The following is a 15,639-nucleotide window of genomic DNA, read 5'->3' on the forward strand; positions in this document are numbered from 1 at the left end:
CAGAACACCGTTCCGACAGATCGCAGGAAACTGTCGAAGGCGGGGTGGGTCCGGTTGCGGGGGTGTCCGCGGCATGGATGCCGCGGCCAAGGCTACAGGGACGTACTTGCGCCGTCCCCCGCAACCGGACTCACCTCGCCTCCCCACAGGAAACCCGCTGTTGCGTCGGCTGTTGCTTCTGAGGTTGCCGGCCAGCGGCCGGCACTACCGCGGGTGCCGGGCGCAGCCCGGCCGGCAACCCCTGCTTGACCGCAGCCGGGGCGCCACGGAGAATTCCGCGACTAATTCTCATTTGCTGTTGCGCAGGATGCGGGCGGCAGCCTTCCGGGCCCTCCTCCTTCGATGTTCAAGAACGTCCTGTTCCAACTGCACTGGCTGCTGGGCATCACCGCCGGTGCCGTACTGACCGTGATGGGCCTCAGCGGCGCCATGCTGTCCTTCGAGGACGAACTGCTGCGCGCGGCCAATCCCGGCTTCGCCGAGATCGCCGAGCACCATGCCGACGGCCAGCTTCCGCTTGAACTCAGCGAACTGGTGCCGCTGCTGCAGGCCGGCAGTGATCGCCCCCTGCAGCGCCTGCGCGTGGACGCCACCGGGCAACGGCCCTCGGTGGCACGCTTCGCCGGTGGCAAGGAACACTGGGTCTACTTCGATCCGTACAGCGGCGAGCGATTCAGCGCCCTGCGTGGGCAGGCGTTCTTCGATTTCGTCGAGGACCTGCATCGCCACCTCGCCGCCGGCGAGCGCGGCAAATGGATCACCGGCAGCTGCGCCATCGCGCTGCTGTTCTTCACCCTGTCCGGGCTCTATCTGCGCTGGCCGCGACGCTGGTGGCACTGGCGCAGCTGGCTGGCGGTGGAATGGAAACGCAGCGGCCGTGGCTTCCTGTGGAGCCTGCACTCGGTGGTCGGCACCTGGGTGCTGCTGATCTACCTGATGAGTGCACTGACCGGCCTGTGGTGGTCCTTCGACTGGTATCGCAGTGCCGCCAACACCCTGCTGGGCGTGGCACCGCCCGCCAAGCACAAGGTCGCCACCGGTGCCGCCCTGAACCTGGAGCGCATCGAAGCCACGCTGTATGCACTGCCCGGCGTGCGCACCGGCTACATCGACCTGCGCCTGCCGGAGAAGCCCGGGCAGGCACTGAATGTGCGCGTGATGGCCGGTGATCCGTCACAGCGCGGCGGCCAGCATGACCGCGCGCATGATCTGCTGCAGCTGGACCCGGGCACTGGTGCCACGCTCGATGCCCGACCCTACGCGCGCCAGGGCGCCGGCGCGCAGCTGGCCACCAGCGTGTTCGCGCTGCACTCGGGCAGCTACTTCGGCGTGCCCGGGCGTGTCGTGGTGATGCTCAGCAGTTTGGGCATGAGCCTGTTCTTCATCACCGGCTGGATGCTCTACCTGGACCGGCGCCGCAGCCAACGCGCCGCGCGTGGCCTGCGCCAGTCGCTGCCAGCAACGCCTGCCGATGGCGGTGGCACGCCGTGGCTGGTGGTGCATGCCAGCCAGAGCGGGCTGGGCGAACAACTCGCATGGCGCGCAGCCGCGCAGCTGCAGGCGTCCGGTCATGCGGTGCAGGTGCTGCCGCTGGCCCGCGTCGATGCCGCGCAGCTGGCACGCACCGCGCAGGTGCTGTTGGTACTGAGCACCTTCGGCGATGGCGAACCACCGGATGCGGCGCGAGGCACTGCACGACGGCTGATGGCACAGACACTCGACCTGTCAGGCCTGCAGTTTGGACTGCTGGCGCTGGGTGACCGACAGTACCCGCACTACTGCGGCTTCGGCCGCCAGGTTGATGGCTGGCTGCTCGGCAATGGCGCGCGCCCGTTGTTCGAGCGCATCGAAGTCGATGCCGCCTCGGTAGCGGCGCTGCGCCAATGGCAGCTGCAGCTGGGCGCGCTGACCGGCATCGTCACCGATGACAGCGTGCTGCCGGCGGCCACGCAGATGCATGAGTGGCGGCTGCTCGGCCGCGACCGGCTCAACCCGGGCAGCGTGGGTGGTGCCATCTGGCGCATCCGTCTTGCACCACCGGCCGATGTGCAGTGGCAGGCGGGCGACATCCTGCATATCGCGCCCCGGCACAACGCGCGGCACGCCAGCGCGGTGCTGAAGGCACAGGGGCTGGATCCGCTGCAGCCGCTGCTGGTGGACGGCCACCCACGCACCCTGCTGGCGCTGGCCAGTGAACGCGCGCTGCCCGAGGCCGACGCCGCGCTGGCGGTGCAGGATGCCTGCCTGTGGTTGTCCGGGTTGCCAACGCTGCCCGGGCGCGAATACTCCATCGCCTCCTCCACGAGTGATGAAGTGGTGGAACTGGTGGTGCGCCTGGTACATGACCCGTCGGGTCGTGCCGGGCTGGGATCGGGCTGGCTGTCGCTGCATGCGCCGGTTGGTGCCAGCATCGTGGCCCGCGTGCACCGCAACCCCGGTTTCCATCGCATTGGCGGTGCGCCGATGGTACTGATCGGCAATGGCACCGGCATCGCGGGCCTGCGCAGCCTGTTGCGCGAAGCCGCGCATGCAGGTGAGCACGGGCACTGGCTGCTGTTTGGCGAACGCCAGCGCGCGCACGACTTCCTGTTCGCCGATGAGATCGAAGCGTGGCAGGCCGATGGCCATCTCGCGCGGGTGGACCTGGCGTTCTCGCGCGATGGCGAAGGTGGTTACGTGCAGGATCACCTGCATGCAGCCGCAGACGCGCTGCGCGAATGGATGCAGCGTGGCGCGGTGATTCATGTCTGCGGCTCGCTGCAGGGCATGGCCGAAGGCGTGGACCAGGTGCTGCGCGCTGCGCTGGGCGATGAGGTTGTGGAAACGCTGCTGGAGAACGGGCGTTACCGGCGCGACGTGTATTGAGCCACAAGGGTAGTGCCGGCCGCTGGCCGGCATGATCAGGGGCGTGCCGGCCAGCGGCCGGCACTACCGGAGCAGGATCAGGCCGCAGCGCGCGCCTGTGGCATCGACTGCAGACGGAACGCGCCCACCGCTTCGGCCAGGGCATGCACCTGCGCCTGCATCTGCGCCGTAGAAGCACCAGCCTCTTCCACCAGACTGGCGTTGCGCTGGGTACTGGCTTCCATCTGCACGATGGTCTGGTTCACCTGGGCGATGCCGGCATGCTGGTCCTGCGACGCGCTGCGGATACCGGCCAGCAGATCCGCAAGCTGCTGCACGCTGCCGACAATCTCGCCCATCGTGGTGCCGGCCTGTTCGGCCTGCTGGTTGCCCTGGCCCACACGCGCCACCGAATCCTCGATCAAGCCCTTGATCTGCTTGGCCGCCTCCGCGCTGCGTTGTGCCAGCAGGCGCACTTCTGCGGCCACCACGGCGAAGCTGCGGCCCTGCTCACCCGCGCGCGCGGCTTCCACCGCAGCATTCAACGCGAGGATGTTGGTCTGGAAAGCGATGCCGTCGATCAGCTGGGTGATGTCGCCGATCCGCCGCGAGGCCTCGCTGATGCCATGCATGGTCGCGACCACCTGGCCAACGGCCTCGCCTCCGCGCTGGGCCACTGCTGCCGCGCCCTTGACCAGCACGTCGGCACGGCCCGCAGCATCGGCATTGCGTCCGACGGTGTCGGTCAGCTCGTGCATCGACGCTGCGGTCTCTTCCAGGTTGGCCGCCTGCTGCTCGGTGCGCTGTGACAAGTCATGATGACCGGCGACGATCTCGCCAACGCCGGTATCGAGGCTGGACGCCGCCTGCTGGATGCGGGTGACGATGCGGCCCAGTTGCGCGACGGTGGCGTTGGCATCATCGCGCATGCGCGCGAACACGCCCTGCAGTTCACCCTCCATGCGTACGCTGAGGTCGCCGCGGGCCAGCGCAGCCAGAAGCGCCTGCAGATCGCCGAGGTTGGTCTCGAAGGTGGCCAGCAAGCGGTTGATGCTGGTCGACAACGTACGCACAAAACCCTGCTTTCCCTCCAGCACGATGCGGCCGTGCAGGTCGCCATGTGCGGCGGCGTCGACCAGTGCTGCCACTTCGGTTTCCAGCAGCGTTTCCAGCGCGCGGCTGCGCCACTCCACTGCCACGCCGAGGAAATGCCCTTCGTCGGTGATGGCATTGGCGATCAACTGGTAGCGGACGCCGGCATGACCGATCTCGCGCTCCTCGCGCTGGCGCACGCCAGTCAGGCTGGCCAGTGCCGGATGCAGGCGTACCGCATCGCTCCCCACCAGATCTTCAAGCCGGAGTTCAAGCTGCTCCAGCAGCGCCGGATTGACGTACGCCACCAGGCCTTCGGCATCGATCACCATCAAGCCAGCCTGTGCGCTGTCCAATGCCTGGCGCACACGGGTGTTGCCGCGCGCCACGGCACGCTCGGTCTCGATGCGCGCGCGCAGGCGCTGCTGCATGTCGACCAGGCGCTGGGCCAGCTGGCCGATCTCATCGTTGGCGTTGTAGACGCGCAAGGTGGTGTCGAGGCGATCGTCGGCGATGTCGCTGGCGAAACGCAGGGTGTCCTGGATCGGCTGGCGCACCGCACGCAGCACCAGCACCAGGCTGGTGATCAGCACGCCGGCCACCAGCAGCAGGGTCAGTGCGAACAGCACGCTCATCGTGCGCGCACCGGCCTGCTGGCGCGCCTGCGCCTTGGCCAGCGCCGCCACCTGCGCCTGCTGGAAGGCAGCCAACGCCGGCGCTACGCCAGCAGCGGTATCCAGCAGCGACTGCGCTTCCACATCCAGGCCGACGCGGGCAGCGGTATACCCCAGCAATGCGGCCTGATATGCCTCCATCCCGGTGCGCAGGGTGTCCTGCACATCCGCAGGCAGGCCCGCCAGCGCGAGGTCGAACGGCAGCTTTTCCTCGCTGGCACGGTCGGCGTGGGTGGAATCACCGTCGAGCAGCAGCAGCGCCTCCTGCCTTCGCATCTTCTGCAGGGACAGCGCCAGCGCGGGCCGCTGCTGCACATCCACCTGCGCCTGCAGGGTGTCAGCGGCCTGCTGCAGCTGCGCGGCGAGGCCGGCATCACCACGGCCCATCTCGTCGACCCGTTCGAACAGGGCGGCCACACCTTGCGAGAACGCGTCGGCAGCCTCGGCCAGCGCCTGCAAGGCCTTGCGCCGGCCAGCATCCATCGGCGTCGCGCGCAGCGCCTGCAGATCGGTCTGCAACGCCTTCTGCGTGGCCAACAGCTGCGCGCGGTCGGCATCATCGAAACTGCGTGCATACTGGGTCTGCAGGCGACGCGCTTCGGCCACCCGCGTGGACAGACTGGCAGCCAGATCGCTGCCGCGCTGGTAACTGGCCTGGCTGCGCGCAGCCAGTGCGTTGGCATGGCCAGTCCAGGCGTAGACAGCAGCGATCGCCACCAGGCCCAGGCCGCAGATCCACAGTGTGGCCTTGAGCTTGTTGGCCACGCTGAGCCGATGTGGCTGCAGCCAGCGCAGCAGCCCGGGGGACGCCGAGTGCAACGCAGCAAGGCGCGTGCGCAGGGACCGGAGGTGGGGGACAACGGCCGACATGACAGACTCCAGGCGGAAGGACGCACCTGTATCGGCCGGATTCAGGACAACTTTAGCGCTTTCTTCGTCTGCGTCCCCCCATCGCTGGTGGACGCGGCCTTTGTACCGGGTGCAGGCGACCGGGGCATGACACTGCCGCCGTGCTTGACCTCAACCCCGGTTGGGGGAGCACAGTGGACGCCCCTCCCCCGCCCGGTGCCTCCATGACGACGCTCGATGTCCCCCGCTACCTGCAGCGCCTGCAGCTGGATGCGCCGCCACCGCGGACCCTGGCCGGCCTGACCCTGCTGCAGCAGCGCCACAACGCACTGCTGCCCTTCGAGACCCTCAGCTGCCTGCTGCGCGATGCGGTGCCGATCGACCTGGACAGCGTGCAACGCAAGCTGCTTGACGACCGCCGTGGCGGGTACTGCTTCGAACTCAATGGCGGATTGCTGGCGCTGCTGCAGGCATTGGGCTTTGACGCGCAGCCATTGAGCGCGCGCGTACTGCTGGCCGCCCAGGACGGCGAACTGACCGCGCGTACCCACCTGCTGCTACGCGTGCAGGTGGATGGCGATGACTGGCTGGTGGATGCCGGGTTCGGCAGCCTGACCCCGACCGTGCCGCTGCGCCTGCATGATCCGCAGCCGCAGGCCACGCCGCACGAACGCTATCTGCTGCAGCGCCTGCCCGGCGAGGGTGATTTCGTGCTGTCGGCCGAGTCCAACGATGGCTGGCGGGAGATGTATCGGTTCGACCTGCAGGCGCCGGCACCGATCGACAACGTGGTGGGCAACTGGTACGTGTGCACCCATCCCGATTCCAGTTTCCCCGGCCAGCTGCGCGCATCGCTGACCGGGCCGGACTGGCGCCGTACCATCGGCAGCGGCAACTACACCGAGTACCGCCCTGGCCAGGCACCGGACAAGCGCCCGCTGCATGATGTGGGTGATGTGCGTGAGGTGCTGCAACAGCGCTTCGGCATGCAGTTGCCGGACGATCCGCGACTGGACCCGGCCATCAATGACTGGCTGCAGCGCTCGCGCGCCGCGCTCTTGTAGAGCCGAGCCCATGCTCGGCTGAGCTGGAGCGGCTGGGCCAACAGCAGCCGAGCGTGGGCTCGGCTCTACAGAGCTGCGCGCGCCTGCAACGCAATCCGGTTGCCTTCGCTGTCGCGGATCTCGGCCACGCGCCAGTCACCCGCATCGGCGGGTCCGAAGCACAGCTCAGCTCCGGCTTGCAGTGCACGCTCCAGGCTCGCATCCAGGTCATCGACGCCGATGTAGATGCGCGCACCCTGCTCGGAGGGCCGGTAGTCCGCGCCGTGCACCAGCGCAATGCTGGCACCGGCGGCCTCATCGGAGAACGGCAGGTAGGCCATCCGGCAGTCGTGCAGCACGATAGGTTCGTCCACCGCGACCTGCAGCCACCGCTGGTAGAACGTGATGGCACGGTCCAGGTCACTGGCCGGGATTTCCACATGCAGGATCGGGTTCACTGGCACTCCTTGCTCGGTCCACTCAGATGATGCGCAGGGTAATCGCCTTGAGCACCGCACGGGTGCGATCGCGGGTGCCCAGCTTATCGAGTATGGCGGACACGTAGTTCTTCACCGTGCCTTCGGCCAGGAACAGGCTGCGTGCGATCTCCTTGTTGCTGTACCCCCCGGCCAACAGGCGCAGGATCGCCACCTCGCGTTCCCCGAAGGTATCGGTGGGCGGTGCTTCGTCGTGGAAGCGGTAACGGGCGCGCACCGGCTCGGTGCTGACCGGCAGCAGCAGGGTTTCACCAGCGGCGACGCGCTCGATCGCTTCGCGCAGGTCTGCGGGTGCCGCATCCTTGAGCAGGAAGCCCTGTGCGCCGGCCTCACTGGCACGCAGCAGCAGATCACTTTCATCAAAGGTGGTCAGCAGCAGCCATGGCGTGGCATCGCCGCGCGCGCGCAGCTGGCGCACTGCCTCGATGCCGTCCATCCCGGGCATGCGGATGTCACTGAGCACCACATCCACGCGCTGGGCGGCCAACGCGTCCAGCAGCATCTGGCCCTCCTCAGCCTCCACCACCACGTCCACGCCCAGCCCCTGCAGCAGCGCACGCAGGCCTGCACGCACCAGCGCCTGGTCATCGGCCAGCGCCACCCGGATCTTGGCCGCACTCATGCCGACAACCGCGCGGTCAGATGCATGCCGCCCTGCGCGGTTCGCGCCAACTCCAATCGCCCCTGTACGGCCGCCAGGCGCTCGCGCATGCCGGCGATGCCATTGCCCTCGCGGATGCGTTCGGCGCGCTGGCCGTCATCGCGGATATCGATAAGCAACTGGGAATCCTCTTCACTGATCATCAGCCACACGGTGTCTGCATTTCCGTGGCGGGCGGCGTTGGTCAGGGCCTCCTGCACCAGCCGCAGCACGGTCTCGGCCATCAACGGGTCTGCCACGCGCACCCCGTCGCCGATCTGCAGCTGCAGCTTCGGTCGTGGGAAGGGTGCGGCCAGCGCATGCAGTGCAGTGGCCAGATCGAGGCCGCGATCATCGCGCATCGATTGCACCACCTGGCGGATATCGGCCAGCAGTTCGCCAGACAGCTGTTCCGCCAGCACCAGCCCTTCGCGACCGGCCAGCGCAGGGTCAGCGGCCAGGGCGCGCAGATTGAGCCGCATCGCGGTGAGCTTGTGCCCGGCCACATCGTGCAGTTCGCGCGCCAGGCGCAGGCGCTCGGCATCGCGTGCGCTGTCGGCCAGCAGCGCGCGGGTGGCCAGCAGGTCGGCGTTGACCCGGGCCAGGTCATCGCGGGCCAGCGCCGTGCTGCGGGCATAGTGTGCAGTCAACGCGGCGAAGGCCTGGAAGCCGCCATAGAGCAGCACCACCAGCAGCGGCTGGCTGAAGCCGCTGTGGCGCAGCGCGGCATACACCGCCAGGTTGGCCAGCAGCGCAACGCCCAGCACGAAGCGCGGCGGCCAGTGCTCGGCCAGCTGTGCGACCAGCACCACCAGCAGCACCGGAGCGGTTCCAGTACGCGGCTGCAGCGCAACCAGCACTACCGCCAGCAACGCCTGCAACACCGCCGCGACGGCGCGCACGCGGGATGGCACCGACGCCCAGCCGTGCACCACGAACAGCAGCAGGAACACGGCAAGCAGCAGCAGGCTCAGCCCGGCACCGCTGCGCTGTACAGCGAACGACAGGCCCACCGCCAGCACGGTGACCAGGCCGGCAAGGCTGAGGGGACGCAACAGATGACGGAACAGGCTGGGCATGGCCAGATGCTGACCGCCGCGCACGCCGGCGGCAATGGGTCCGGCGCAGAAAGTGACTTCTGGCACGTCGAATCGATGACCACTGGCCCTGAACCCAGTGCAGCGCCCCACGCAGACTGGCTCCACACCGCCACACACACTTCCGGAGCCACTGCCATGATCCGTACCGCCCTGCTCAGCACCGCCCTGACTACCCTGGCCCTGGCCGGCAGTGCCCACGCCGCCGACCTAGCCGTGACCGTGCATGACGTCCGCGCGCAGACCGGCACCCTGCGCGTTGCGCTGGTCGACAGCGCTGCCGCCTGGGACGGCAAGGCCAGGCCCGTGCAGGCCCAGCAGGCGGCGCCCAGCGGCGACGGCGCCCACTTCACGTTCAAGGGCGTGCCGGCCGGCAGCTATGCCGTGCTGCTCACCCACGACGAGAACGACAACGGCAAGCTCGACACCAACCTGGTCGGCATGCCGGTGGAAGGCTACGGCTTCAGCAACAACCCGCAGGTGATGCGCAAGCCGACCTTCGACGAAGCACGCGTCGACGTGCCGGCCGCTGGCACCGCCATCGACATCACCCTGCGCTGATTCCGCATCCAGACCCGAGGCCACCATGGACCGTCGCCGCTTCCTTCGTACCCTGCTCAGCAGCAGTGCCTGCCTGGCCCTGGGCGCCACCGCGCTGCGCAGCGCTCCCGCCTTCGCCGGCGACCCGGCGCGGTTCGCGCAGGGCATGCAGGAACACCCATGGCTGCTCGGCTGGCGCAGCGTCGGCAGCGAAAGCCTCGGCCCGGCCACCGTGCAGTTGCACGGAAAGCTGCCGTCGGGCCTGGCCGGTACGCTGTACCGCAACGGCCCGGCGTGGACCGAGCGCGATGGCTTCCGCTACGACCACTGGTTCGACGGCGACGGCATGGTGCATGGCTGGCGCTTCAATGGTGATGGCAGCCTGACCCATCACGGGCGCATGGTCGCCACGCCGAAATTCACCCGTGAACAGAAGGCCGGCCGCTTCCAGTATCCGGCTGCCGGCACCAGCGTTCCCGGTGCGCTGGCGGTACGCAACAACGATGATGCCAACGTGGCCAACACCTCGGTGACGATGATCAATGGCCGCCTGTTCGCCCTGTGCGAATCCGGTTCGGCGTTCGAAGTGGACCCCGATTCGCTGCAGACGCTTGGCCCGGTCACCTGGCGTCCGGACCTGGCGGCGCTGCCGTTCTCGGCGCACCCGCTGCGCGACCGCGACGGCAGCCTCTGGAACTTCGGCTCGATCAGCCTGATGGGGGGCCATGGCCTGCTGGTCTGGCACATCGGTGCGGACGGCCAGCTGCGCAGCGCCAATGTGATCGAAACACCCGAGCATGGCTACCTGCATGCCTTCGCGTTGACCGACCAGCACCTGGTGTTCGTGATGATGCCGTTCGATTTCACCGGCACAGGTGGCAGCTTCTTCGAGCGCATGCAGTTCGCACCGCAGCGTCCTGTGCGCATCGCGGTGGTCGCCAAGGATGCGCCGGACAAGGCGCAATGGTTCGAGGCTCCATTCGCGGCGATCTACCACTTCGGCGACGCGTTCATCCGCGATGGCGGCATCGTGCTTCGCGCAGTACGGCATGACGACATCAAAGAAGCACGCTCGCCGATGAAGGAAGCGATGGCCGGTGACGGCGCACATGCGGCCAACAGTGGCGCCAGCCTGGTCGAGCTGCATCTGGACCTGCGTCGTGGACAGGCCCGCTGGGAGACCTTGGGCATCAGCGCGGTGGAGTTCCCATTGTTCGACCCGCGCTCGACGAACACACGTGGCGCACGGCTGTATGCGCCGACCATCGACGGCACGGCCACTGCGCCGTACTTCAACGCCGTGGCCGCGTTCGACATCGCGCACGGGCGCCGCCAGCTGTGGAACTACGGGGCGGACATCATGGCCGAAGAGCATGTGTTCGTACCGCGTCCGGGCAGCCGCAACGCCGATGACGGCTGGCTGATCGGCACCCTGCTCGACCCGGTGAACAAGCGCAGCGGCCTGGCCGTGCTGGATGCGCGCCATGTGGATGACGGCCCGCTGGCACAGGCCTGGCTGCCGTATGCGGTGCCACTGGGCTTCCACGGCACCTTTGCCGCGCGCGGCTGACTCCACGCCACGCGGACACCGTTGTTGGCATGCTGGGCCTCCCCTGCCCCGTGGAGTCCTGCATGTCCCTGGCCGACCATCGAAGTACGCTGGCACCGCACGGTTTCCTGCGCGTGGCGATCAACCTGGGCAACCCGGTGCTGGCACAGGGCGATGCGCGCTCACCGCGCGGCCCCTCGCTGGAACTGGCTACCGCATTGGCGCAACGGATGGGGGTGCAGGCACGCTTCACCTGCCACGAGGCCGCAGCCTCGGTGGTCGCCGCAGCAGGCGAAGACGGCTGGGATCTGGCCTTCCTGGCCATCGATCCGGCACGTACCGACCGCATCGCCTTCAGTGCCCCGTACGTAGAGATCGAAGGCACCTATCTGGTTCGCGAGGACAGCCCTGCGCAGCAGGTGGCCGACCTCGACCGCGAGGGGCTGCGCATCGCGGTGGGGCGTGGCGCGGCCTATGACCTGTTCCTGAGCCGTGAACTGCGCCACGCCATGATCGAGCGGGCAGAGACCTCGGCGGCGGCCATCACCCTGTTCGATCAGCAGCGTCTGGATGCCGCGGCCGGCGTGCGCCAGCCGCTGGTGGCCTGGGCGCAGACGCATCCCGGCCACCGCGTGCTGACCGACCGCTTCACCGCGATCCGGCAGGCGGTGGCGGCGCCTGCCTCACGCCCGGCCGACGCGCTGCAGGCGTTGTTTCACGCAGTGGAGGCGATCAAGGCAGGCCCGTTGCTGGAGGAAGCGTTCGCGCGTGCCAGGCAGGCGGTTACGCTGGTCCGGTGACTGTAGGGTCGAGCAGAAGCAGTCGAGCGTGGCTCGACGCTACAGAACGCGGGTACAGCTTACTGGAACAGGTACTTCAGGCCGATCTGCGCGCGGCGACCGTAGTACTCCACCTGCAGCGGACGCCGCGGGCTGCCCTGGTAGTACTTCAACGGCTCGTTGGTGAGGTTGCTCAGCTCTGCGAATACCGTCCAGCGATCGAAGGTATAGGATGCGCTGAAGTCGACCGAGGTGTTGGCACCGTACCAGGCGTCGGTGATGCTGCTGTCTCCGTGCGACTCAATGTAGGCCCCCTTGTGGTTGGTGGCCAGACGGGCAGCGAACGCGCCATCGTCGTAGTACACGGTGACGTTGTACAGGCGGTCGGCCTGCCCGGTGATCGGTACATTGCCGGTACGACCCGGAATGCGCATGCGCGAATCCATCAGGGTCAGATTGGCGTTGACGCCGAAGTTGCTCCACAGGCCGGGCAGGAAATCGAAGCGGCGCACGAAAGCGAGCTCGGCACCCCACAACTTGGCGTCGTCGCCATTCTCGGGCCGGTAGAAGGTGACGTTGGGGTTGCCGTTGAAGCTGCCGGTGCTACTGCTCTGGAACACCGGATTGCTGATGTTCTTGTAGAACACGCCGCCGGACAGCAGGCCCAGCGGACCGGCATACCACTCGGCCATCAGGTCCAGGTTGTCCGAATAGGTCGGGTCCAGGTTGGCGTTGCCGGAGGTGAAGGTGCCATCGGCTTCCATGAACGAGCCACCCGGGTTGATGTCGCCGAAGTTCGGCCGGGCAAAGCTGCGGGTCAGGCCCAGCCGCAGGTTGAGATCGCTGCGCGGCGAGAAGCGCACGTTGAGCTGCGGCAGCACCGAGGTATAGCGCTTGCGGCCCAGGTTGGGCAGCAGCGCGCTGCTGCCATCGGCATCACGCTCCAGCACCAGCCCGCGCACGTCGGTGGCGGTGCGCTCCAGACGTACGCCGCCGACCACGTCCCAGCGCTCGTCCGGCTTCCAGGTGGCCATCGCATAGGTCGCGTACTGCTTCTCGGCCACGTCGAAGTTGCGGCCCAGTGCTGCACCGTTGGCCACCAGCGCCGAATCGCCCGGTACCAGCACCAGATGCTGCTTGTTCTGCCGGTACCACTCGGCCAGGGCCTGCATCGGCACCACCTGCGAGAAATCGCGGGCGTAGTCATGGCCATTGCCGACGTCGTAACCACTGCGGCCCGGCTGGTCCATCAACGGGAAGTCGGCCAGGGTCGGCACCGGGCCGCCGGTGGCGGTGTTCCATGCATAGAACTCGTCGGAGAAGCGCGCACGGCGCTGCTTGTCACGGTACTTGGCCCCCACCCTCCAGGTCAGCGTGTCGCTGGCGTCGAAGGTGAAATCCAGCTGTGCGACGGCCTTGTCCTTCTCGTTGATCGCCACCCGGTACAGCTCGACCGCGCTCAGCGACATCTTCCGCGGGTCCATCGCGAAGCCCGGTGGCAGATGGGTTTCAGGCGTATCGGCGGCAACATTGCCGCCATCGAGGGTGTTGTACGAGTTGCGGCCCACACCACGATCCTGCAGGCCCAGGTAACCGACCTTGCCCTGGTTGAACTGGACCACGAAGTACGCGTTGTCGGCGCAGGTGGGAATGCAGCCGTAGCGGAAGTCGTTCTCGGCGGTGGCCAGTTTCCAGTCCACCTGGCCGCGACCGAAGGTGTGCTGGCCGCCGAATTCGAAGGTCTTGAACTCGGTGATCAGCTCGTTGTGGATGTTCTGCAGCTCGACGCGGTCCTTGTCGAAGCGGTAGCGGTGCTTGTAGTGCGTTTCATCGTCGCTCAGCTCGCCATACTGGCCACGCACGTACAGGCGGTGGCCATCGGCCGGAAGAAACTCCATGCCGCCGTTGACACCGCGGGTGGTGCGCTCACCGGTGTAGTCACGCAGTTCAAGCCGGTAGATGCCCAGGCCGTCGGAACTGCGGCGCGGCTCGAAGTTGTCGGTCGCCCACGGGCGCTTCCAGTAGGTACCGTTGACCAGGAAGCCGAAGCGGCCATCGGCACTGCGGTCACCGTACAGCACGTTGGCGCTGGTGCCGGTGTCGACGGCCTTGTCGTTGTAGTTGCCAGCCACACTGGCGGCGAAGGTGCGGCGCGTCGGTGCGGTGCGGGTGACGAAGTTGACCTGGCCACCGATGGCATCGCCCTCACGATCGGGCGTGAGCGTCTTGCTCACTTCGATACGCTCGATCAGCTCGGTCGGAAAGAAATCGAATGCCGTGGCACGGCTGGTGGTTTCCTCTTCGGCGGTCGGCAGACGGTCACCGTTGAGGGTGGTCGAATTCCACTGTGCCGGCAGGCCACGCACCGCGACGAAGCGGCCTTCGCCCTGGTCACGCTCGATCGACACGCCCGGCACCCGCTGCACCGCCTCGGCCGCGTTGTGGTCAGGCAGCTTGCCGATGCCGTCGGCGCTGACCACGTTCATCAGGTGGCTGGCTTCGCGCTGTGCATCCAGCGCCTGCTTCTCGCCACTGACGATGCTGCCGACCACGGTGACGGTATCCAGGTCGACGGCAGAGGTGGCAGGCACGGTATCGGTCGCGGCCGGAGTGGCGGCCTGGGCGGCCAGCGGGGCATGCAGCAGGGCGAGCAGGCCCAGGGTAAGCGGGTGGCGCGAAGGCAGTGTGGACATGGCGATGGCGGCGGCAAGGGAAAGTGGACCGCTCCGGCGGGAGCGGCGATGGCGGCCACTTTCGATCAGTGCGGTGAAGCGCAGGCGGCAGCGACTAGCCAGGTCGGGGCAGCTGTCTAGGTGTTCGCGCCGTGGCGGCTACTGGGCCAGCAAGCGACGGCCGGCCACCCAGACCTCGGCCACGTAGTCCGGCGTGGATCCACGCACCCGCAGCAGATCGGCGCGCAGGCCTTCGCCGATGCGACCGCGATCCTGCAGGCCCAGCGCCCGCGCCGGTGCATGGCTGACCGTGGCCACCGCACGTGGCAGGCTCCAGCCCAGCTGCGCGCACAGCACGCCCAGCGCCGGCAGCAGGCTGGCCGGCACATAGTCGGAGGACAGCACATCGAGGCAGCCGGCGCGGGCCAGTTCCAGCGCCGCCACGTTGCCGGAATGCGAGCCGCCCAGCACCAGGTTGGGTGCGCCGGCGACGATCGCCAGGCCGGTCGCGCGTGCGGCCGCAGCGGCCTCCAGCGTGGTCGGGAACTCGCAGATGCGCGCTCCACAGGCCACGGCTTCATCCACATCCGCAGCCACCGTGTCGTCGTGGCTGGCCAGGCACAGGCCGCGCCTGCGCACCCACTGCAGCACCTGTTGCAGGTGTGCAGGGCGATAGCGTGCCTGCTGCGCACGGCGTGCCTGCAGCAGGTCGTCCAGGTAACCGGTCTTCGTGTCGGTCGGCAAACCATAGTAGGCCGCATAGCGCTGCAGGTTGCGGAACTGGCGCTGCCCCGGCGTGTGATCGGTCAGCGACAGAAGGCGCACCGCCGGATCATCCAGCAGTGGCTCCAGCAATGGCAGCAACCCGGGATACGGCAGTTCGGCACGCAGGTGCAGGTAGTGGTCGCTGCGCAGGCCGCCAGCATGGCGCGCTTCGACCAGCGCTGCGTGCGCGGCCTGCAGGGTACGCACGCGCACGCTGTCGGCTTCCACGTCACCCACCGCCAACGCATCGCAGGCCGTCGTGATGCCTGCCGCGAGCAGCTGTGCATCGTGCGCCTGCACCGCCGCCCCAGCCGGAAATGCCACGCCAGGACGCGGCACCAGATGCTTCTCCAGATTGTCGGTGTGCAGCTCGACAAACCCCGGCATCAGCCAGTCGCCGCCACAGTCTTCGGCACCCGGCAGGCCCACCCGCCCCTGCCCCACGGCGCGGATGCCCGGCCCATCCAGCACTACATGGCCGTGCACGACCTCGTCGGCCAGCACCAGCTTCAGGTTGTCGAGAATGCGTTCGCCCATGGATTCCTTCGCCCGTGTCATGCCGCTGCAACCGCAACGCGTTGATATGCCTGCACGTGCA

At 68.0% G+C, this 15,639-nt stretch carries 11 protein-coding genes; 5 read left to right on the top strand and 6 right to left on the bottom strand.

What is annotated here, in order from left to right; all coding sequences use genetic code 11:
• Positions 1-342: 342 nt before the first annotated feature.
• Positions 343-2,865, top strand: a complete 2,523-nt coding sequence (locus tag AC13GF_RS18985) for a PepSY domain-containing protein (RefSeq protein WP_483005649.1) — start codon at positions 343-345, stop codon at positions 2,863-2,865.
• A gap of 77 nt (positions 2,866-2,942) precedes the next feature.
• On the opposite strand, the gene AC13GF_RS18990 is transcribed toward AC13GF_RS18985, so the two are convergent.
• Positions 2,943-5,480, bottom strand: coding sequence for a methyl-accepting chemotaxis protein (locus AC13GF_RS18990; protein WP_483005650.1), 2,538 nt, complete (start codon positions 5,478-5,480; stop codon positions 2,943-2,945).
• 203 nt (positions 5,481-5,683) lie between these two features.
• Here AC13GF_RS18990 and AC13GF_RS18995 point away from each other — a divergent pair, with 203 nt between their 5' ends.
• Entirely contained in the window at positions 5,684-6,523 is an 840-nt protein-coding gene (locus AC13GF_RS18995) for an arylamine N-acetyltransferase family protein (protein ID WP_483005651.1), read from the top strand.
• A gap of 65 nt (positions 6,524-6,588) precedes the next feature.
• On the opposite strand, the gene AC13GF_RS19000 is transcribed toward AC13GF_RS18995, so the two are convergent.
• From AC13GF_RS19000 to AC13GF_RS19010, 3 genes are read right to left on the bottom strand one after another with little or no spacing between them, the layout of a single operon-like run.
• Complete coding sequence (locus AC13GF_RS19000) at positions 6,589-6,960, bottom strand: VOC family protein (RefSeq protein ID WP_483005652.1); 372 nt, start codon at positions 6,958-6,960, stop codon at positions 6,589-6,591.
• 22 nt (positions 6,961-6,982) lie between these two features.
• Positions 6,983-7,621 carry a response regulator transcription factor gene (locus AC13GF_RS19005; RefSeq protein ID WP_483005653.1) on the bottom strand — a complete coding sequence of 213 codons (639 nt, stop codon included), beginning with the start codon at positions 7,619-7,621 and terminating at the stop codon, positions 6,983-6,985.
• Positions 7,618-8,718 (bottom strand): sensor histidine kinase, encoded by a 1,101-nt coding sequence (locus AC13GF_RS19010; RefSeq protein ID WP_483005654.1) that lies wholly within the window; start codon positions 8,716-8,718, stop codon positions 7,618-7,620. The genes AC13GF_RS19005 and AC13GF_RS19010 overlap by 4 nt, the downstream gene beginning before the upstream one ends.
• Before the next feature lie 156 nt (positions 8,719-8,874).
• On the opposite strand from AC13GF_RS19010, the gene AC13GF_RS19015 reads away from it, so the two are divergent.
• From AC13GF_RS19015 to AC13GF_RS19025, 3 genes are all read left to right on the top strand, one after another.
• Positions 8,875-9,297 carry a DUF2141 domain-containing protein gene (locus tag AC13GF_RS19015; protein WP_483005655.1) on the top strand — a complete coding sequence of 141 codons (423 nt, stop codon included), beginning with the start codon at positions 8,875-8,877 and terminating at the stop codon, positions 9,295-9,297.
• A gap of 25 nt (positions 9,298-9,322) precedes the next feature.
• Positions 9,323-10,846, top strand: coding sequence for a carotenoid oxygenase family protein (locus tag AC13GF_RS19020; protein ID WP_483005656.1), 1,524 nt, complete (start codon positions 9,323-9,325; stop codon positions 10,844-10,846).
• Between the two features lie 62 nt (positions 10,847-10,908).
• Positions 10,909-11,625: an ABC transporter substrate-binding protein gene (locus tag AC13GF_RS19025; protein WP_483005657.1), complete on the top strand. Its 717-nt coding sequence runs from the start codon at positions 10,909-10,911 to the stop codon at positions 11,623-11,625.
• Between the two features lie 59 nt (positions 11,626-11,684).
• Here AC13GF_RS19025 and AC13GF_RS19030 read toward each other — a convergent pair whose 3' ends face one another.
• Together AC13GF_RS19030 and AC13GF_RS19035 are read right to left on the bottom strand one after the other, a co-directional pair.
• Positions 11,685-14,297 carry a TonB-dependent receptor gene (locus AC13GF_RS19030; RefSeq protein WP_483005658.1) on the bottom strand — a complete coding sequence of 871 codons (2,613 nt, stop codon included), beginning with the start codon at positions 14,295-14,297 and terminating at the stop codon, positions 11,685-11,687.
• Between the two features lie 138 nt (positions 14,298-14,435).
• A complete protein-coding gene (locus AC13GF_RS19035; RefSeq protein WP_483005659.1) occupies positions 14,436-15,578 on the bottom strand; it encodes an alpha-D-ribose 1-methylphosphonate 5-triphosphate diphosphatase in 1,143 nt (380 codons plus the stop codon).
• Between the last annotated feature and the right edge of the window lie 61 nt (positions 15,579-15,639).

It is taken from the genome of Stenotrophomonas sp. 22LJNL06-5-1, from assembly GCF_056861455.1.